19 protein-coding genes are annotated in these 17,958 nt (G+C 73.0%); 12 read left to right on the forward strand and 7 right to left on the reverse strand.

Annotated features, from left to right (window positions below; translation table 11 throughout):
- Positions 1-40: 40 nt before the first annotated feature.
- Positions 41-1,042, forward strand: coding sequence for an aldo/keto reductase family protein (locus tag ACGFI1_RS02610; protein WP_387070196.1), 1,002 nt, complete (start codon positions 41-43; stop codon positions 1,040-1,042).
- Between the two features lie 84 nt (positions 1,043-1,126).
- Here ACGFI1_RS02610 and ACGFI1_RS02615 read toward each other — a convergent pair whose 3' ends face one another.
- Together ACGFI1_RS02615 and ACGFI1_RS02620 are read right to left on the reverse strand one after the other, a co-directional pair.
- Positions 1,127-1,324 (reverse strand): hypothetical protein, encoded by a 198-nt coding sequence (locus ACGFI1_RS02615; RefSeq protein WP_176196247.1) that lies wholly within the window; start codon positions 1,322-1,324, stop codon positions 1,127-1,129.
- Between the two features lie 37 nt (positions 1,325-1,361).
- Complete coding sequence (locus tag ACGFI1_RS02620; protein WP_392782214.1) at positions 1,362-2,264, reverse strand: DsbA family protein; 903 nt, start codon at positions 2,262-2,264, stop codon at positions 1,362-1,364.
- Positions 2,265-2,330: 66 nt separating this feature from the next.
- On the opposite strand from ACGFI1_RS02620, the gene ACGFI1_RS02625 reads away from it, so the two are divergent.
- The 8 genes from ACGFI1_RS02625 (at position 2,331) to lipB (ending at position 11,285) form a co-directional block, all read left to right on the forward strand.
- Positions 2,331-3,275: a bifunctional adenosylcobinamide kinase/adenosylcobinamide-phosphate guanylyltransferase gene (locus tag ACGFI1_RS02625; RefSeq protein WP_392782217.1), complete on the forward strand. Its 945-nt coding sequence runs from the start codon at positions 2,331-2,333 to the stop codon at positions 3,273-3,275.
- Positions 3,272-4,030 (forward strand): adenosylcobinamide-GDP ribazoletransferase, encoded by a 759-nt coding sequence (locus tag ACGFI1_RS02630; RefSeq protein ID WP_392782220.1) that lies wholly within the window; start codon positions 3,272-3,274, stop codon positions 4,028-4,030. The genes ACGFI1_RS02625 and ACGFI1_RS02630 overlap by 4 nt, the downstream gene beginning before the upstream one ends.
- Positions 4,031-4,089: 59 nt before the next feature.
- Positions 4,090-5,622 carry a leucyl aminopeptidase gene (locus ACGFI1_RS02635; RefSeq protein WP_392782223.1) on the forward strand — a complete coding sequence of 511 codons (1,533 nt, stop codon included), beginning with the start codon at positions 4,090-4,092 and terminating at the stop codon, positions 5,620-5,622.
- Positions 5,623-5,754: 132 nt separating this feature from the next.
- On the forward strand, positions 5,755-7,161 hold the full coding sequence (gene lpdA / locus ACGFI1_RS02640; RefSeq protein WP_386869014.1) for a dihydrolipoyl dehydrogenase: 1,407 nt from the start codon (positions 5,755-5,757) through the stop codon (positions 7,159-7,161).
- Positions 7,162-7,196: 35 nt separating this feature from the next.
- Positions 7,197-8,684 carry a 2-oxoglutarate dehydrogenase, E2 component, dihydrolipoamide succinyltransferase gene (gene sucB, locus ACGFI1_RS02645; protein WP_386869016.1) on the forward strand — a complete coding sequence of 496 codons (1,488 nt, stop codon included), beginning with the start codon at positions 7,197-7,199 and terminating at the stop codon, positions 8,682-8,684.
- A 137-nt stretch (positions 8,685-8,821) separates the two neighbouring features.
- Entirely contained in the window at positions 8,822-9,709 is an 888-nt protein-coding gene (locus tag ACGFI1_RS02650) for a TIGR01777 family oxidoreductase (RefSeq protein ID WP_392782230.1), read from the forward strand.
- A gap of 85 nt (positions 9,710-9,794) precedes the next feature.
- Positions 9,795-10,532, forward strand: a complete 738-nt coding sequence (locus tag ACGFI1_RS02655; RefSeq protein ID WP_387070206.1) for a Type 1 glutamine amidotransferase-like domain-containing protein — start codon at positions 9,795-9,797, stop codon at positions 10,530-10,532.
- Between the two features lie 36 nt (positions 10,533-10,568).
- On the forward strand, positions 10,569-11,285 hold the full coding sequence (gene lipB, locus ACGFI1_RS02660; protein WP_240808481.1) for a lipoyl(octanoyl) transferase LipB: 717 nt from the start codon (positions 10,569-10,571) through the stop codon (positions 11,283-11,285).
- Here the strand turns inward: lipB and ACGFI1_RS02665 are convergent.
- Positions 11,267-11,767 (reverse strand): DUF1877 family protein, encoded by a 501-nt coding sequence (locus ACGFI1_RS02665; protein WP_138640938.1) that lies wholly within the window; start codon positions 11,765-11,767, stop codon positions 11,267-11,269. The two genes, lipB and ACGFI1_RS02665, sit on opposite strands and share 19 nt — an antisense overlap.
- Positions 11,768-11,962: 195 nt before the next feature.
- Between ACGFI1_RS02665 and lipA the strand changes: the two genes are divergently transcribed.
- On the forward strand, positions 11,963-12,889 hold the full coding sequence (gene lipA / locus ACGFI1_RS02670) for a lipoyl synthase (RefSeq protein WP_364553763.1): 927 nt from the start codon (positions 11,963-11,965) through the stop codon (positions 12,887-12,889).
- Between the two features lie 45 nt (positions 12,890-12,934).
- Positions 12,935-13,630, forward strand: coding sequence for a DUF4191 domain-containing protein (locus tag ACGFI1_RS02675; RefSeq protein ID WP_138640940.1), 696 nt, complete (start codon positions 12,935-12,937; stop codon positions 13,628-13,630).
- A gap of 87 nt (positions 13,631-13,717) precedes the next feature.
- On the opposite strand, the gene ACGFI1_RS02680 is transcribed toward ACGFI1_RS02675, so the two are convergent.
- On the reverse strand, positions 13,718-14,200 hold the full coding sequence (locus ACGFI1_RS02680; RefSeq protein ID WP_301177455.1) for an RDD family protein: 483 nt from the start codon (positions 14,198-14,200) through the stop codon (positions 13,718-13,720).
- 141 nt (positions 14,201-14,341) lie between these two features.
- On the opposite strand from ACGFI1_RS02680, the gene glnA reads away from it, so the two are divergent.
- Positions 14,342-15,766 carry a type I glutamate--ammonia ligase gene (glnA, locus tag ACGFI1_RS02685; protein ID WP_364553766.1) on the forward strand — a complete coding sequence of 475 codons (1,425 nt, stop codon included), beginning with the start codon at positions 14,342-14,344 and terminating at the stop codon, positions 15,764-15,766.
- 228 nt (positions 15,767-15,994) lie between these two features.
- On the opposite strand, the gene ACGFI1_RS02690 is transcribed toward glnA, so the two are convergent.
- Genes ACGFI1_RS02690 through ACGFI1_RS02700 form a run of 3 tightly spaced genes read right to left on the reverse strand, consistent with a single transcriptional unit; the run spans position 15,995 to position 17,906 of the window.
- Complete coding sequence (locus ACGFI1_RS02690) at positions 15,995-16,351, reverse strand: hypothetical protein (protein WP_392782241.1); 357 nt, start codon at positions 16,349-16,351, stop codon at positions 15,995-15,997.
- Positions 16,348-16,629 (reverse strand): hypothetical protein, encoded by a 282-nt coding sequence (locus ACGFI1_RS02695; RefSeq protein WP_392782244.1) that lies wholly within the window; start codon positions 16,627-16,629, stop codon positions 16,348-16,350. The genes ACGFI1_RS02690 and ACGFI1_RS02695 overlap by 4 nt, the downstream gene beginning before the upstream one ends.
- A gap of 56 nt (positions 16,630-16,685) precedes the next feature.
- A complete protein-coding gene (locus tag ACGFI1_RS02700) occupies positions 16,686-17,906 on the reverse strand; it encodes a helix-turn-helix domain-containing protein (RefSeq protein ID WP_364553768.1) in 1,221 nt (406 codons plus the stop codon).
- Between the last annotated feature and the right edge of the window lie 52 nt (positions 17,907-17,958).

Genomic DNA, 17,958 nt, shown 5'->3' on the forward strand with positions numbered 1-17,958 from the left:
GCCTGGGAACGGCGATCATCTCCGGGCTAGGGTCGGAGACATGGAGTTCCGAAACCTGGGCCGGAGCGGTCTGAAGATCAGCGAGATCGCGTACGGCAACTGGCTCACCCACGGCTCCCAGGTCGAGGAGGACGCGGCGCACGCGTGCGTGCGGACCGCCCTCGACGAGGGGATCACCACCTTCGACACCGCCGACGTCTACGCCGGCACGCGCGCCGAGGAGGTCCTCGGCCGCGCGCTCAAGGGGCGGCGCCGCGAAGGGCTGGAGATCTTCACCAAGGTCTACTGGCCCACCGGGCCCGGCGTGAACGACCGGGGCCTGTCCCGCAAGCACATCTTCGAGTCGATCCACGGCTCCCTGCGCCGCCTCGGCACCGACTACGTGGACCTCTACCAGGCCCACCGGTTCGACTACGAGACGCCGCTGGAGGAGACCCTGCGCGCGTTCGACGACCTCGTCCGGCAGGGCAAGGTGCTGTACGTCGGCGTGTCGGAGTGGCGGGCCGAGGAGATCGAGCGGGCCCTCAAGATCGCCGACGAGATGGGCTTCGACCGGATCGTCTCCAGCCAGCCCCAGTACTCGATGCTGTGGCGGGTCATCGAGGAGGAGGTCGTCCCGCTGTGCGAGCGCGAGGGGGTCGGCCAGATCGTCTGGTCGCCGATCGCGCAGGGCGTGCTGACCGGCAAGTACAAGCCGGGGCAGCCGCTGCCCGAGGGGTCGCGCGCCACCGACGACAAGGGCGGCGCGGACATGATCAAGCGCTATCTGAACGACGACCTGCTGACCCGCGTGCAGGAGCTGCGGCCCATCGCGGACGAGCTCGGGCTGTCGATGGCGCAGCTGGCGATCGCCTGGACGCTGCAGAACCCGAACGTGTCGGCGGCGATCGTGGGCGCGACCCGTCCCGAGCAGGTCACCGACAACGTGAAGGCCGCCGGGGTGAAGCTGGACGCCGACGTGATGAAGCGGATCGACGACGTGCTCGGCTCGGCCGTCATCCGCGACCCCGCCAAGACCGCCAGCCCGCGCAAGCGCCCCTGACCGGGCCCGCGCTCCCGTCCGGGCCCGCGGGCCCGGACGGGCGCTGACAGGGGCCGCGGAGCCGCCGGCTCCGCGGCCCTCGCGTCACTCGGGGTCCTGCAGGCTCATCTCGTACACGAGCGTCTCGCCGTCCAGCAGGACGACCTTGTCGACCTCGTCGGCGCGCAGGCCGCGCCAGTTCTCCCCCAGCCAGCTCTCCGCGTCCGCCTGGGTGGAGAAGGTCTCCTCCGACATGCCGATCGCGCGCCCGTCGGCCCGCTCCAAACGCCAGCTCCACGCCATCGCGTCGACCTCCCTCGTCGCGGGTGAGACTAGCCGGTCACGAGGCGGCTTCGATGGCGCGGCGCAGCGCCTCGGGGCTCTCGGTGTCGGACGTGTCGAGCGTGCGCCCGTTCACCCGCACCGTGGGCGTGCCCTGGATCCCGGACGATATGTAGCCCTTGCTGACGGTCTTCACGCTGGCGGCGTAGCGCCGGCTCTTCACACAGGAGGTGAAGTCGTCTCCGGTGAGCCCGAGGGGTTCGGCCAGGGAGAGCAGCTGCACCACGGTGTAGCCCGTGGAGGTCTCGCTCTCGGGCTGGTTGGCGTAGAGGGCGTCCTGGTAGGAGAGCCACTGCGCGCCGTCGCCGACGCAGCGGAGGGCGGACGCGGCGCGCAGCGAGTTGTCGTGCGCCGGCTGGGAGCTCTCTCCGAAGATCAGCATCGGGTGGAACACGACCTTGGCGCGTCCCGCGACCACGAGCTGCTTCAGCATCGGGTCATGCTTGCTGTCGAACGCGCCGCAGGGCGGGCACGCGAAGTCCTCGTAGATGTCGACGACCGGGGCGGTGACGCCGGGCCTGGACATGACGAGGCTGCCGTCGGCGAGCGGCACCGCCTCCGCGCCCCCGGCGATCTTGCCGGCCCGCAGCTGGACGTCGCCGCCGCCACCGCCGCCGCCGTCGTCGCTCTGGAGGGCGAGCACCACCACCGCGGCGATGATCAGCACGACGACGAGGCCGCCGCCGACCAGCGCGAACACCAGCCCGCCGCCGCCCTTCCGCCTGGGCGGAGGCGGCCCGTAGGGCGGTCCGTGGGGCGGTCCGGGCGGTGGGCCGTAGCCGCCGGGCATGCCGGGCGCGGGACCGCCCGGCGGGACGGGAGGCGGGCCGTAGGGCGGCGGGCCGCCGGGACCGGGCTGCCCCGGCTGATGCGGCCAGGGACTGTTCGGGGGGTTGCCCACCGGGCTCCTCCTGTCGGGGGCGAGGTGATCCTTCCAGGGGAGCGTAACCGTAGAGTTCCGACCGGTATGAACATCGAGCTTCGCGGCATCGCCGCTGCCCAGGGCTGGCCCGCGCCGGGCTGCCGGTGCGCGTCCTGCAACCGGCTGCGCGCCGCCGGCGTCCGGCACGAGCCGCTCACGGGCCTCGTCGACGGCGTGCCTCTGGACGACCTGCCGCGCACGGAGGTGCCCGGCGGTCACGAGGTCCGCTCCCCCGGCGGCGCGCGAGTCCTGGTGGCGGCGGGCCCGGGGGCGAGGCCGGAACCGGTCTCCGGGGTGCGGTACGACGCCGTACTGCTCGACCTCGCGGGCTCCCCCGAGCATCTCGGCCACCTCCGCCGCGTCGGAGCGGTGACGGCCGCGACCCGGGTCGCCGCCGTCCACGTGGACCACCGGCTGCCGTCCCCCGCCGAGCTGGAGCGCCGAATGGCCTTCTGGAACCGGCCCGCGGACGGCCCGTTCCGCACCCTGCTGCTCGGCGGCAGCCGGTCGGGGAAGTCGGCCGAGGCGGAGCTGCGGCTGGCCGCGTGCCCGGACGTCCTCTATGTCGCGACCGGCCCCGTCCGCGACGACGACCCCGCCTGGGCCGAGCGGGTCGACGCGCACCGGCGGCGCCGCCCGCCCTGGTGGCGCACCGCCGAGACGACGGCCCTGGCGGACGTCCTGGCATCCGCGACGGGCGCCGTCCTGGTGGACGGCATCGGCACCTGGCTGGCCGCCGCGATGGACGAGTCCGCCGCCTGGGACGACCCGTCGCGGGCACTGCCCCGCCTCGACGAACTGGTCGAGGCGTGGCGCGGGACGGCGGCGCGCGTGGTCGCGGTCAGCGACGAGGTCGGGCTGTCCCTGGTGCCGACGACGGCGTCCGGACGGGCCTTCCGGGACATGCTCGGGCTGGCCAACCAGCGGCTCACGGCCGAGTCGGAGGAGGCGGCCTTGGTCGTGGCGGGACGCGTCACGGAGCTCCGGTGATCGAGGGGCTGCGGCTGGCGGTGACGCTGCTGACCGTCGTCCCGTTGGGCCGGGCGCGGGTCGACCGGGGCACCGCGCGCGCCGCGATGCTGCTCGCCCCGGCCGCCGGCCTGGTCCCCGGCGGCGCCGCCGCGCTGGTCCTGCTCGCGGGCGGCCCGCTCGGCCTGCCCGTCCTCCTGGCGGCGGTGCTCGCGGTGGCCGCGACGGCCGTTGCGACCCGGGCGCTGCACCTGGACGGGCTCGCCGACCTCGCGGACGGGCTCGGCAGCGGCCGTCCCGCCACCGACGCCCTCGCCATCATGAAACGCTCCGACATCGGCCCGTTCGGCGTGGTGACGCTGCTGCTGACCGTGCTGGCCCAGGTCGCTGCGCTGGCTTCGGCCCCGCACCCGGCCGTCGCCGTGCTCGTCGCGTCGGTCGCCGGGCGGGCGGTGCTCCCGTGGGCCTGCCGCAGCGGAGTGCCGTCCGCGCGTCCCGGCGGCCTGGGAGCGCTCGTGGCGGGGACCGTCGGCACGCGCGCCGCACTGGCCGTCACGGCGGCCGTCCTCGCCGCCGCCGCCGGCGCCGGAGCAGCCACCGGCGGGCCGGGCGGCGCCGTCCAGGCCGCGGTCGCGGTACTCGTCGCGCTGGCCGCCGCGCTGGTAATGCTGCGGCACGCCGTCCGGCGGCTGGGAGGCGTGACCGGCGACGTCCTCGGCGCGCTCGTCGAGATCGCCGTCACGGCCGCGCTGGTCGTCCTCGCCGCGCGGCCCTGACGGCCCACCGCACGGCCCTGACGGCCACGGGCGCGCCGGGACCGGCTCCGGGCCGGGCAATGCTTGATCCAAAAGGACGAAACCGGTCACCGGGAGGACTACCATCGTGCTACGTGACGAGCATCAGCCTTGACAGCGCAGCCCTGGCCAGTCTTGACACCGACGCGATCGTGATCGGGGTCACCCCAGCCGGGGCGGGTGCCGCCCCGGCCGCCGGCGCGGAAGACCTCGACCGCGCCTTCGACGGCCGCCTCGCGGACGCGCTCGGCGCGCTCGGCGCCACCGGCAAGGCCGGTGAGATCACCAGGCTGCCGACGCTCGGCGCCGCCACCGCCAAGGTCGTCGTCGCCGCCGGGCTCGGCGAGGACCCCTCCGCCGAGGACCTGCGCCGCGCCGCCGGCGCCGCCGTCCGGTCCCTCGCCGGCACCGCCCGGGTCGCCGTGGCGCTGCCCGCGCCGTCCGCCGAGACCGTCGAGGCGGTCGCGCTCGGCGCGCTGCTCGGCGCCTACTCCTTCGACTCCTTCCGCACCGGCGGCGACCGCAAGGCCCCCGTCGAGGAGATCCGGCTGGCGGCGCCCGCGGCCGAGGAGGCCGCCGTCGCCCGCGCCCGCACCCTCGCCGCGTCGGTGAAGCTCGTCCGCGACCTGGTCAACACCCCGCCCTCGCACCTGACGCCCGAGGACCTCGCCGCCGAGGCGGGCCGCGTCGCGGCCGAATCCGGCCTCGCCATCGAGGTGCTGGACGAGAAGGCCCTCGTGGACGGCGGCTACGGCGGCATCGCCGGCGTCGGGCAGGGCTCGGTGAACCCGCCGCGGCTCGTCCGGCTCGCCTACACCCACCCCGAGGCGTCCCGGACGCTCGTGCTGGTCGGCAAGGGCATCACGTTCGACTCCGGCGGCCTGTCCCTCAAGCCCACCGAGGCGATGGACTGGATGAAGTCCGACATGGGCGGTGCCGCGGCGGTGCTCGGCGCGCTCGACGCCATCGCCGAACTCGGCCCGAAGGTCAACGTCGTCGGCTACCTCGCCATCGCCGAGAACATGCCGAGCGGCACCGCGCAGCGCCCGTCCGACGTGCTGCGCATCTACGGCGGCAAGACCGTCGAGGTCCTCAACACCGACGCCGAGGGCCGCCTCGTCATGGCCGACGCCATCGTCCGCGCCGGCGAGGACTCCCCCGACCTCATCGTGGACGTCGCCACGCTGACCGGCGCGCAGCTCGTCGCGCTCGGCACCCGCACCACCGGCGTCATGGCCAACGACGACGACGTCCGCGAGAAGGTCGTCGCGGCGGCCGAGCGCGCGGGCGAGCCGTCCTGGGGCATGCCGCTGCCGGCGGAGCTGCGCAAGGGCCTGGACTCGGCGGTCGCCGACATCGCCAACATCAGCGGCGAGCGCTGGGGCGGCATGCTCGTCGCCGGGACGTTCCTGAAGGAGTTCGTGCCGGAGGGCGTCAAGTGGGCGCACCTCGACATCGCCGGCCCGTCCTTCAACAAGGGCGAGGCGTACGGCTACACCCCGAAGGGCGGCACCGGCGCGGCGGCCCGCACGCTGGTCCAGATCGCCGAGGACGTCGCCGCGGGAATTCTCTAGCGAACCCCACCGCTGTCACCCGGCGGAGAACAGAATAGGTTTCTCATGGCGGCGGGGGCCCGCCGACGGTGCTCCCCGCCCCGCCCTACCACTACGGGCGCCCCGATCCACGCGGGCGCCGCGACAGGGGAAATGGAGCGTCCAGTGGCCAACAACGGCACCTTCGACATCGTCGTCCTAGGCGCCGGCAGCGGCGGTTACGCGTGCGCGCTGCGCGCCGCCGAGCTCGGCAGGTCGGTCGCGCTCATCGAGCGGGACGAGTCCCTCGGCGGGACGTGCCTCAACCGCGGGTGCATCCCCACCAAGGCGCTGCTGCACGCGGCCGAGGTGGCGGACCACGCGCGGGACGCGGCGAACTTCGGCGTCAAGACCACGTTCGAGGGCATCGACGTGGCCGGTGTGAACGCCTACAAGGACAAGGTCGTCTCCACGACCGTCAAGGGCCTCACCGGGCTGATCAAGGCCCGCGGCATCGAGGTCGTGCACGGCAGCGGGCGGCTGACCGGGCCGACCACCATCGAGGTCACCGCGCCCGACGGCGCGACCAGCGTGATCGAGGGCGGGCACATCGTGCTCGGCACCGGCTCGCAGCCCAAGAGCCTGCCCGGCCTGGAGATCGACGGCGAGCGCGTCATCTCCAGCGACCACGCGCTGCGGCTGGAGCACGTCCCCGCGTCCGTCGTCATCCTCGGCGGCGGCGTGATCGGCGTCGAGTTCGCCAGCGTGTGGCGCTCGTTCGGCGCCGAGGTCACGATCGTGGAGGCGCTGCCGCACCTGCTGCCGCTGGAGGAGGAGTCCAGCTCCAAGCGGCTGGAGCGCGCGTTCCGCAAGCGCGGCATCAAGTTCGAGACCGGCACCCGGTTCGAGAGCGCCAAGCCGACGCAGGGCGGCGTCTCCGTCACCCTCGAAGGCGGCAAGACCATCGACGCCGAGCTGCTGCTCGTCGCGGTGGGGCGCGGCCCGGTCTCCGACGGCATCGGGCTGGCCGAGGCCGGCGTCGAGACCGAGCGCGGGTTCGTGAAGGTCGACGAGTACTGCCGGACGAACGTCCCCACGATCTCCGCGGTCGGCGACCTGATCCCGACCCCGCAGCTCGCCCACGTCGGCTTCGCCGAGGGCATCCTCGTCGCCGAGCGGCTGAGCGGGCTCACCCCGCCGCCGATCGACTACGACGGCGTGCCCCGCATCACCTACTCCGACCCCGAGGTGGCCTCGGTCGGCATCACGTCCGCGGTGGCCCGCGAGCGCGGCCACCAGATCAAGGAGGTCGTCTACGACCTGGCCGGCAACCCCAAGAGCAAGATCCTGGGGACGCAGGGCGAGGTCAAGGTGATCGCGGCCGTGGACGGCCCCGTCCTCGGCATCCACATGGTCGGCGCGCGGGTCGGCGAGCTCATCGCCGAGGGCCAGCTCATCTACAACTGGGAGGCCCTCCCGAGCGAGGTCGCCCAGCTGATCCATCCCCACCCGACCCAGTCCGAGGCGGTCGGCGAGGCACATCTCGCCCTCGCCGGCAAACCACTGCACGTGCACGGCTGAACGCCGCACAAGTAATACGAAGGAGTCGCTGAGACATGCCGGTCTCCGTCACCATGCCCCAGCTCGGCGAGAGCGTCACCGAGGGCACCGTCACCCGCTGGCTCAAGAAGGAGGGCGAGCGCGTCGAGACCGACGAGCCGCTCCTTGAGGTGTCCACCGACAAGGTGGACACCGAGATCCCCTCGCCCGCCTCGGGCATCCTGACCAGCATCACCGTCGCCGAGGACGAGACCGTCGAGGTCGGGGCCGAGCTGGCCGTCATCGGCGACGAGGGCGAGGCGCCGTCCGGCGGCGGCGCCCCCGCCGCCGCCGAGCAGCAGGCCCCGGCCGCGCCGGAGCCCCCGCAGGAGGCCCCCCAGCCGCCGGCGCCGCAGGGCCCGCCGCCCGCCGCGTGGCCGCCGCCCGCGCAGCAGCAGGCCCCGGCGCCGCCCGCGCCGCCGGCCCCGCCCGCGCCCGCCCCGCAGCAGGCGCCGCAGCAGCCGGCCCCGCAGGCGCCCGAGCCGGCCCCGGCCGCCCAGGCCCAGTCGGCGGCCCCGTCCGGCGAGGGCCCGTACGTGACGCCGCTGGTGCGCAAGCTCGCGGCCGAGCACAACGTCGACCTCGGTACGGTGAAGGGCACCGGCGTCGGCGGCCGCATCCGCAAGCAGGACGTCCTGGAGGCCGCCCGCGCCGCGCAGGAGGCCGCCGCCCGGCAGCAGGCCGCGCCCGCCCCGGCCGCCCCCGCCGCGCCGGTGCAGGCGCCGGCCGGCCGGCACGCCGCGCCCGCCCCCGCGGGCGCCCCGGCCGAGCAGCTCGCGCTGCGCGGCCGCACCGAGAAGATGTCCCGGATGCGGCAGACGATCGCCCGCCGCATGGTCGAGTCGCTGCAGGTGTCGGCGCAGCTCACCACCGTGGTCGAGGTGGACGTCACGCGGATCGCGCGGCTGCGCGAGCAGGCCAAGGCCGACTTCGAGGCCCGCGAGGGCGTCAAGCTGTCGTTCCTGCCGTTCTTCGCGCAGGCGGCGGTCGAGGCCCTCAAGGCGCACCCGAAGCTGAACGCGGTCATCAACAGCGAGACCAACGAGGTCACCTATCACGACGTCGAGAACCTCGGCATCGCGGTGGACGTGCAGGAGCGCGGCCTCATGGTCCCGGTCGTGCACAACGCCGGGCAGCTGAACCTGGGCGGCCTCGCCCAGCGGATCGCCGACCTCGCCGAGCGCACCCGCGCCGGCAACGTCAGCCCGGACGAGCTGGCCGGCGGCACGTTCACGCTGACCAACACCGGCAGCCGCGGCGCGCTGTTCGACACCCCGATCCTCAACCAGCCGCAGGTCGGCATGCTCGGCACCGGCGCCGTGGTGAAGCGCCCCGCCGTCATCGACGACCCGCAGCTCGGCGAGGTCATCGCGGTCCGCTCGATGGTCTACCTGGCGCTGACCTACGACCACCGGCTGATCGACGGCGCGGACGCCGCCCGCTTCCTCGCCACGATCAAGCACCGCTTGGAAGAGGGCAACTTCGACGCCGACCTCGGCCTGTAGCAGCCTGTAACTAGGGCGTCTGGTCGCTGGAGCCCCGCCGCGCTTTATGGGCGGCGGGGCTTCGGCGCGTCCGGGGAAACGCGGGACCGGGGTGAGAATCTCACCGTCCGTGGCATCGTCCGCCTAGTGTGGGGTGCATGAGGGTCACCGTCACGGGCTCGTCGGGCCTCATCGGCTCGGCGCTGGTGCAGTCACTGCGGGAGGACGGCCACGACGTCGTCCGGCTGGTCCGGCGGGAGCCGGCGCGCGACGACGAGGCGCGCTGGTCCCCGGCGGACGGCTGCGTCGAGAAGGACTCCCTGGAGGGCGCGGACGCGGTCGTGCACCTGGCGGGCGCCGGGGTCGGCGACCGGCCGTGGACGAAGGCGTACAAGCGCAAGATCAGGGAGAGCCGGCTGGCCGGCACCCGGACGCTCGCGGAGGGGATCGCGGCGGCGAACCCGCGGCCCCGCGTGCTGGTGTGCGGGTCGGCGATCGGCTACTACGGCGACACCGGCGACCGGGAGGTGGACGAGGACTCCCCCGCCGGGCGGGGGTTCCTCGCCGACCTCGTCCGCGACTGGGAGGCGGCGGCCGAGCCGGCGCGGGAGGCGGGCGTCCGCGTCGTCCTGCCGCGCACCGGGGTCGTGCTGGCCCGCGAGGGCGGCATGCTCGGGCGGACGCTGCCGCTGTTCCGGCTGGGGCTCGGCGGCACGCTCGGCGACGGCCGCCAGTGGACGAGCTGGATCTCCCTCGCCGACCAGGTCGCGGCGCTGCGGTTCCTGATCGACGAGGAGATCGCGGGGCCGGTCAACCTGACCGCGCCGAACCCGGTGACGAACGCGGCCTACACGCGGGCGCTCGGCCGCGTCCTGCACCGGCCGGCGCGGCTGGCGGTGCCGCGGTTCGCGCTGCGGGCGGCGCTGCTCGGGTTCGCCGACGAGGGTCCGCTGGTCAGCCAGCGGGTGCTGCCCCGGCGGCTCACCGCCGCGGGGTTCCGGTTCGCGCACGAGCACGTGGACGAGGCCCTCGCCGCCGCCCTGTGAGTCCCAAGATTCGTCAAAGTCCCGGCCGGCCCCATTCGGTAGTCATACGGTGACATCGGGACAGCCCGGCTCAAGAGGAGAGTGAATGAGCACTGACGGACAGCCGCACATCCTCGCGATCGGCGGCGGCACCTTCGTGCCCGACGGCCGGGACGGGCTCGCGCCCAGCCCGCTGCTGCGCTACGCGTTCGACCTGACCGGGCAGGACCGGCCCCGCGTCTGCGTCGTCGCGACCGCGATGGGCGACGCCCCCCAGCCGATCGCCCGCTCGTACGCGGCGTTCTCCGCCCTGGACGCCGAGGTCAGCCATCTGGCGCTGTTCCCGATGCCGAACGTCGCCGACATGCGGGCGCACCTGCTCACCCAGGACCTCGTCTACGTGGGCGGCGGCAGCGTCGCGAACCTGCTGGCGCTGTGGCGGCTGCACGGGCTCGACGAGATCATGCGGGAGGCGTGGCAGGAGGGCGTCGTGCTGTCCGGGCAGAGCGCGGGCGCGCTGTGCTGGCACGTCGGCGGCAACACCGACTCGTTCGGGCCGCAGCTCGCGCCGATGACCGACGGCCTCGGGCTGCTGCCGTTCTCGTGCGGGGTGCACTACGACAGCGAGCCGCAGCGCCGGCCGCTGCTGCAGCAGCTCGTCGGCGAGGGGACGCTGCCGGGCGGGTACGCGGCCGACGAGTCGGTGGCGCTGCACTACGTCGGCACCGAGTTCGTCCAGGCCGTCTCCTACCGGCGGGACGCGGGCGCCTACCGCGTCGAACCGGACGGGCCGGGCACGGCGAAGGAGACGCGGCTGGAGCCGCGGCTGCTCGCCGCCCTCTGAGGAGCGGCCGCGCCGCCCGCGGCATAAGCTGGCCGGGTGAGCGATGTGGACGTACGCGAGCTGGTGGTGGTGCACGCGGGGTTCGGCGAGGCGGCCGTCCCCTACGAGGCGGGCTGGGAGCTGCAGAAACGCACCCACGCGCTGCGGGTGGACGACGCGATCCCCGACACCGTGCTGCTGCTGGAGCACCGGCCGGTCTACACGGCGGGCAAGCGGACCGAGGCGCTCGACCGGCCGTTCGGCGACCCCGGCGCACCGGTGATCGACGTCGACCGCGGCGGCAAGATCACCTGGCACGGGCCGGGGCAGCTCACCGGCTACCCGATCGTCCGGCTGCCCGACCCGGTGGACGTCGTCGGCTACGTGCGGCTGCTGGAGCGGATGATGATGGACGTCTGCGCCGAGCTCGGGCTGGCGACGGCGACCGTGGAGGGGCGCAGCGGGCTGTGGGTGCCGGGCGCGCCCGACCGCAAGATCGGCTCGATCGGGATCAGGGTGGCGCGGGGCGTGGCGATGCACGGCTTCATGCTGAACTGCGACAACGACATGGGCTGGTTCGACAAGATCGTCCCCTGCGGGATCCGGGACGTCGGGTCGACCAACCTCAGCCGGGAACTCGGCCGGGAGGTCACGGTCGCGGAGGTCGTCCCGCTGGTCGAGCGGCACCTCGCCGCGGTGCTCGGCGCGGCGGAGACGTTCCACCGCACCACGGCGCAGCTCGGCGTGTCAGCGGATCAGGCCATGACCTTGTAGACGGCCTGGCCCTCGGCGGCCGCCGCCGCGAAGAACCGCGTCAGCCCCTCGTAGGCGGGCTTGAGCACCTTGTCGCGGGCGGCGCCGTCGAGCCGGCCGGCGTCCTGCACCCCGGCCCTGTTCATCGCGGCCGGGTCGAACCGGCCCGCGACCTTCGCGAACGGCGTCGCGGCCAGATGGTCGGCGGTGGGCTTGACCCGGTCCGGCGCGAGGAAGATCACATCCATGCCGAGCTCGTCGGCGCCGTCCTCGGTGAGCAGCCGGCCGCCGCACACGACGTCCGCCTCGGGCTGCCGCCCGTCCCACGGGTCGCCGGTGACGAGGTAGTGCACCGCCTGCCACGCCCAGCCCAGCTCGAACAGTCCCGGCGCGCCGCGGCGGCGCCAGTCGGGGGCACCGAAGATGTGGCGGGCGACGCGGCCGGGATCCGGCTCCCCCTCCAGCACCGGCGGCACCCTGAGGTACGACATTGCCAGACCCACTGCGGTCCTCCTGCTAACGCTGTTGCGTGACGACAGGGAGTCACCCTAGAGAGAACCGCTGTCGACCATGGCCGAAACACGCGAATCGGCTACGCTACCGGGGTACTGTCATACGTTCGAGATCGCTCCGATACGCCATCGAGGCCCCGTCGGCCGAGGTGCCGCCACCGGAGATCGGGACGTAGTCTGGGACGCGTGACGACGGTGACACCCGAGGGACGCAAGCTCCTGCGCGTCGAGGCGCGCAACAGCCAGACCCCGATCGAGCGCAAGCCAGAGTGGATCAAGACCCGGCTGAAGATGGGCCCGCAGTACCGCGAGCTCATCGGGCTGGTGAAGTCCGAGGGCCTGCACACGGTGTGCCAGGAGGCCGGCTGTCCCAACATCTTCGAATGCTGGGAGGACCGCGAGGCCACCTTCCTCATCGGCGGCGACCAGTGCACCCGGCGCTGCGACTTCTGCCAGATCGACACCGGCAAGCCGAAGGCCCTCGACCGCGACGAGCCGCGCCGCGTCGCCGAGTCCGTCGCGACGATGGGGCTGAAGTACGCGACCGTCACCGGCGTCGCCCGCGACGACCTGGAGGACGGCGGCGCCTGGCTGTACGCCGAGACCGTCCGGCAGATCCACGCGGCCGTCCCCGGCTGCGGCGTGGAGCTGCTGATCCCCGACTTCAACGCCGTGCCCGAGCAGCTCGCCGAGGTGTTCTCCACCCGGCCGGAGGTGCTGGCGCACAACGTGGAGACCGTCCCGCGGATCTTCAAGCGGATCCGGCCCGGGTTCCGCTACGAGCGGTCCCTGGAGGTCATCACCCGGGCCCGCGAGGACGGCCTGGTCACCAAGTCCAACCTGATCCTCGGCATGGGCGAGACCCGCGAGGAGGTCTCGCAGGCGCTGCGCGACCTGCACGAGGCGGGCTGCGAGCTCATCACGATCACCCAGTACCTGCGGCCGAGCCCCCGCCACCACCCGGTGGAGCGGTGGGTGAAGCCGGAGGAGTTCGTGGAGCTGTCGGCGGAGGCCGAGGAGATCGGGTTCGCCGGCGTCATGTCCGGGCCGCTCGTCCGGTCCAGCTACCGCGCCGGGCGCCTGTACCGGCAGGCGATCGAGGCGCGCGCCTAGCGGGGGTTGTCGGGTCAGGCGACCGACCCGACTATCCTTGTATTCATGTCGAAAAAGCCCACGGACGGGGCCCAGGAGCGTCCGGGCCGCCTCAAGCAGATCCGCATGGTCGCCCAGGTGCTCCGCCAGGCCGACCCGAAGGCGCTGCCGATCGTGTTCGCCTCGGCGATCGGGACCCTGGTCGTCGTCATCGTCATCGGGCTGCTCGCCGGCCAGCTGTGGTTCTTCATCCCGCTGGGCATCCTGGCGGCGCTCGCCGTCGGCATGATCGTCTTCGGCCAGCTGGCGCAGCGCGCGCAGTACAAGGTGATCGCGGGGCAGCCGGGCGCGGCCGCCGCGATCCTGAAGAACATGCGCGGCAACTGGACGGTCACCGAGGCGGTGAGCGGCAACCGCAACCTCGACATGGTGCACCGCGCGGTCGGCCGCCCGGGCGTGATCCTCGTGTCGGAGGGGCCGCGCAACCGCGTCGGCCCGCTGCTCGGCGCCGAGAAGAAGCGCATCTCCCGCGCCGCCCAGCAGGTGCCGATCTACGACGTGCAGGTCGGGGACGACGAGGGCCAGATCACGGTGGACAAGCTGCAGCGCCACCTGATGAAGCTGCCCCGCAACCTCACCAAGGGGCAGGTCGCCGAGCTGAACGACCGGCTCCAGGCACTTCCCCGGTCGATGCAGATGCCGAAGGGGCCCATTCCGAAGGGCGTGAAGATGCCGAAGGGCCCCAAGCCGAAGACGCGGTGAACCGAGAACGCACCGCGCAGGAAAGCGATGAGCGAGAGCGCCCCCGCGGGGGCGCTCTTCTCGTTTCCGGTGAGAAGTCCGCCGAGGCTAGATGTTGACGACGGCCGTGTTGCTGGCGCGGTCGTGCAGGCCCCGGTAGTCGCGGTCCCAGAACAGCGCGGGCAGCACCAGCAGGAGGAGCGCCGCCCGGGCCAGGCCGAAGCCGAGCCCGACGGGCCGCCCGTCCAGCCGGACGACGCGGATGCCGGCGAGCCGCTTGCCGATCGTGATGCCGAGGAACGCGGTGAGCACCCACGCCTGCAGCCCGAAGATCGCCAGCGTCCACAGGCTGCGCTCGGCCGGCTCCCAGCCGAACCCGCGCGCCAGCAGGCTCGCGACCAGCATCGACAGGCCCCAGTCGAGGAACAGCGCGATGAGCCGCCGGCCGTAGGAGGCGACGGCGCCGCTGCCCTGCTCCGGCAGCCCGAGCCGCTCCCCGGGCCGGCCGAGGTCGGCGCCCGCCGCGCCCGCGCCGCTCAGCCACGTCTGCGTCCACCGGGGCCCGGCCGCCCGCCCCTTACCACCGCTCATGGCGTCTACGCTATCCCGTCCGCCGCGGCGCTCCGACGGGCCCCGAGTGACGCGTAACACAGCGGAAACATACGAGACACGGCCGGGAAACGGCGCCGACCTAGCTTTTCAAGAAGCCGAGATGCGCCTTGAGGAGGCCGGATGTTCACCAGCGCCGACGAGGTACTGAGCTATATCAGGAACGAAGGTGTGCGATTCGTCGACTGCCGGTTCGTGGACCTGCCCGGCAAGATGCAGCACTTCACGTTCCCGGTGGAGAGCTTCGGCGAGAGCGTCTTCACCGAGGGGCTGATGTTCGACGGCTCGTCCGTCCGCGGCTTCCAGGAGATCCACGAGTCGGACATGCTGCTGCTCCCGGACCCGACGACCGCCGTCGTCGACCCGTTCCGCCAGCACAAGACCCTGAACCTGAACTTCTTCGTGCACGACCCGCTCACCGGCGAGCCGTACAGCCGCGACCCGCGCAACGTGGCGAAGAAGGCGCAGGACTACCTGCGCGGCACCGGCATCGCCGACACCTGCTACTTCGGCCCCGAGGCCGAGTTCTACATCTTCGACGACGTCCGCTTCGAGACGAAGCAGAACGCGGGCTACTACTACCTCGACTCGGTCGAGGGCGCCTGGAACACCGGCCGCGAGGAGCCCGGCGGCAACCTCGGCGCCAAGCCCCCCTACAAGGGCGGCTACTTCCCCGTCCCGCCGATGGACCACTACACCGACCTGCGCTCGGAGATGGTGGCGCAGCTCCTCGACGTCGGCATCCACGTCGAGATGCAGCACCACGAGGTCGGCACCGCCGGCCAGGCCGAGATCGACTTCCGCTTCGACACGCTGCTGAAGACCGCCGACCAGCTCCAGCTCTACAAGTACATCGTCAAGAACGTCGCGCGCGCCGCCGGCAAGACCGTCACGTTCATGCCGAAGCCGATCTTCGGTGACAACGGCTCCGGGATGCACTGCCACCAGTCCCTCTGGAAGGACGGCGCGCCGCTGTTCTACGACGAGGTCGGCTACGCGGGCCTGTCCGACAACGCCCGCTACTACATCGGCGGCCTGCTGAAGCACGCCCCGTCCCTGCTGGCGTTCACGAACCCGACGGTGAACAGCTACCACCGGCTCGTCCCCGGCTACGAGGCCCCGGTCAACCTGGTCTACTCCCAGCGCAACCGGTCGGCCTGCATCCGCATCCCGATCACCGGCTCGAACCCGAAGGCCAAGCGGGTCGAGTTCCGCGTCCCGGACCCGTCCTGCAACCCGTACCTGGCCTTCTCCGCCATGCTCATGGCGGGCCTGGACGGCATCCGCAACAAGATCGAGCCGGCGGAGCCGGTCGACAAGGACCTCTACGAGCTCCCGCCCGAGGAGGCCCGCGCGATCCCGCAGGTGCCGGGTTCCCTCCCCGAGGTCCTCGCGGCCCTGGCCGACGACCACGACTACCTGCTGGAGGGCGGCGTCTTCACCCCGGACCTCATCGAGACCTGGATCACGATGAAGAACGAGTTCGAGATCGACCCGATCCGCCTCCGCCCCCACCCCCACGAGTTCGAGCTGTACTACGACATCTGATCATCTGAAGTCCGAGGGCCCGGCGGTCTGCCGCCGGGCCCTCGGGCTTGCCCGGCACGAGTGTTCCGCCGACGCCCGCGCCCCAAGCATCGCCGCGTACACGGCTCCAGACGGGAAAGGACGTCCCGGCCCTCACGGCGGAGCTGATCGACTGCTCGCACAAGGCCGGCCCCCGCTCCCCGAAGGCGCATTGGAGATCGCGAACACCTCCATGCCCTTGACCGCCCTCTACGCCGCATGAGGACGGCGGGCGTCCAGCCGTTTCACGCACGCCCGCACGCGATCCCTCAGCCGAAGCCTGCGCCCTGGCCATGGCGGGACGCAGCCGAACGCCGACAGGCGCGCCTCCAGGGCCATCCGGGCCCGGTCAGGGGCGTGGCAGGGGGCCAGCGGGTCGCCCGTGGAGGCGATGAACCACGGCACGCCGCCCACGCCCGGCTTCACCCAGACGCTCTCCCCCACCTCCGGGAGCGCGGACGAGAACACTCGCAGGAGTGGCCGCGAGTCCCCGTAGCGCTGTGCCGTGTTCCAGCCCGCACATATGAGGGCCTCGCCAAGGCGGTCGAGGTGGTCGGCGGGGTTCACTCGGCCCGCCAGATGATGCTGCCGGTGGCCTCGTCCCGCCAGGCTTCGCCGACCGTGCGGAGGTCGATGTAGGCCGTGGTGCCGTCGGGGGCGAGGGCGACGTGCCGCACCCTTCCGGCGCGGCTCTCCAGGTCGCGCAGCCCCTCGTGGACGTGCCGGATCGCCGCGTTCTGGTCATCGGTCACCCCTGCCCGCCCCGCGTCCCCGCCCCACACGTCCCACGCGTAGAGCCTGAGCGGTTCACGGGTCGGGCGCACCCTGTGGATGTAGTACGTCATGGAGGCAAGACTCTCCGTGACCGCACGACCGATCGGACAGGGTTTCTGTCCCTGTGTCAGACGAGAAGACCGATCCGACCTGCCAAATCTCGGGCATCTCGCCGCATTGCGGTCGGCCCATCTTTCGCCAGTTCGACGGTCATACGGCGCGCGTACCCGTTGTAGCGGACGGTCTCCGGCGCGGCGATGTAGGCATGGTCGAGCATGCCGAGCGTCGCGGCATCGTCACCCGCGAGCTGACAGGCCCGGGCCGCCTCGATCAAATGCCGGCCGCGCCTGGGTTGGGATGGAATCGCAGACGCCTCGGCTCTGCGGGCCTGTTTGCGTGCCTCGCCCGCCTGCCTCAGCTCGACCGCGATCGTCACCGCGTGGGCGCCCATGATGACCTGCGAGAACGAGGTCATCGGATCGTAGTGGGACGGCGGGAGCGTCTTCGCGATCCGGTCGGCCCGGTCCCACCAGCGCCATGCGGTCCCGGCCTGCCCGGCCCGCGCCGCGGTGTAGGCGACCTCGTGGTGGAGGGCACCCCACATCGCCCGCAGCTCGGCGTCCGCGTCCACTACGTGGGGCCTGAGGAGGTCGAGGCCCTCCCGGTTGACGGCTTCGGCCGCGTCGAAATCACCCGCGTCCCGGTGCGCCTGCGCGGCCAGCCACACGGCGCCGCCGAACGCCTTGGGGTCCTCCGACTCCTCGGCTGCCATGATGCTGCGCTCGACGATGCGCCACAGCAGGTCGGCGGACGGCTGATACGCCACGTAGAACTGTGCGAGGTTGTAGATCCGCGCGAGGAGCGACAGGGCGCGCCGGCGCTGCGCGCCCTCGTAGCCGCGCACGGCCTGCTTGGCGTCGCGGATGAGTTCGGGGAGCAGCCCGCCGAGGACGGTTCGGTGGTCCGGGGAGGCGTGCCTGGCCCGCCATGCCGCGTCGAGGCGCGCCTGCAAGTGGTCCAACGGGCTCGGCGGGCCGGTCATCGCCACGGCCACGGCATTGATCGCGTCCCGAACGTCGTTGAGCGCCGGGTGGCCCGGGCCGCGGAACATGCTCATCGGGACCGGCTCTCCGCCCGTGAGCTTGCCGACGTCCCGCAGTTTGAGGGCTTCGGCGAGACTGAGCAGCGTCGGGAGCTTGGGCTGGCCGATCTCTCCCCGCTCCACGGCCTTGACCCACCGCGCGTTCCTGCCGATGAGGCCGCCGAGTACCTCACGCGACATCCCGCGCCGCTCCCGGTAGTACCGGATGCGCTGCCCCACGGTGAGGTCGGGGTCCGCGGGGTCCATACTCCGCTCGTTCAAGGCCCAGCCCTTCCTCCGAGTCGCGACGCTTACAGGC

The organism is Actinomadura geliboluensis (assembly GCF_043197915.1).
Lineage (GTDB): Bacteria > Actinomycetota > Actinomycetes > Streptosporangiales > Streptosporangiaceae > Spirillospora > Spirillospora geliboluensis.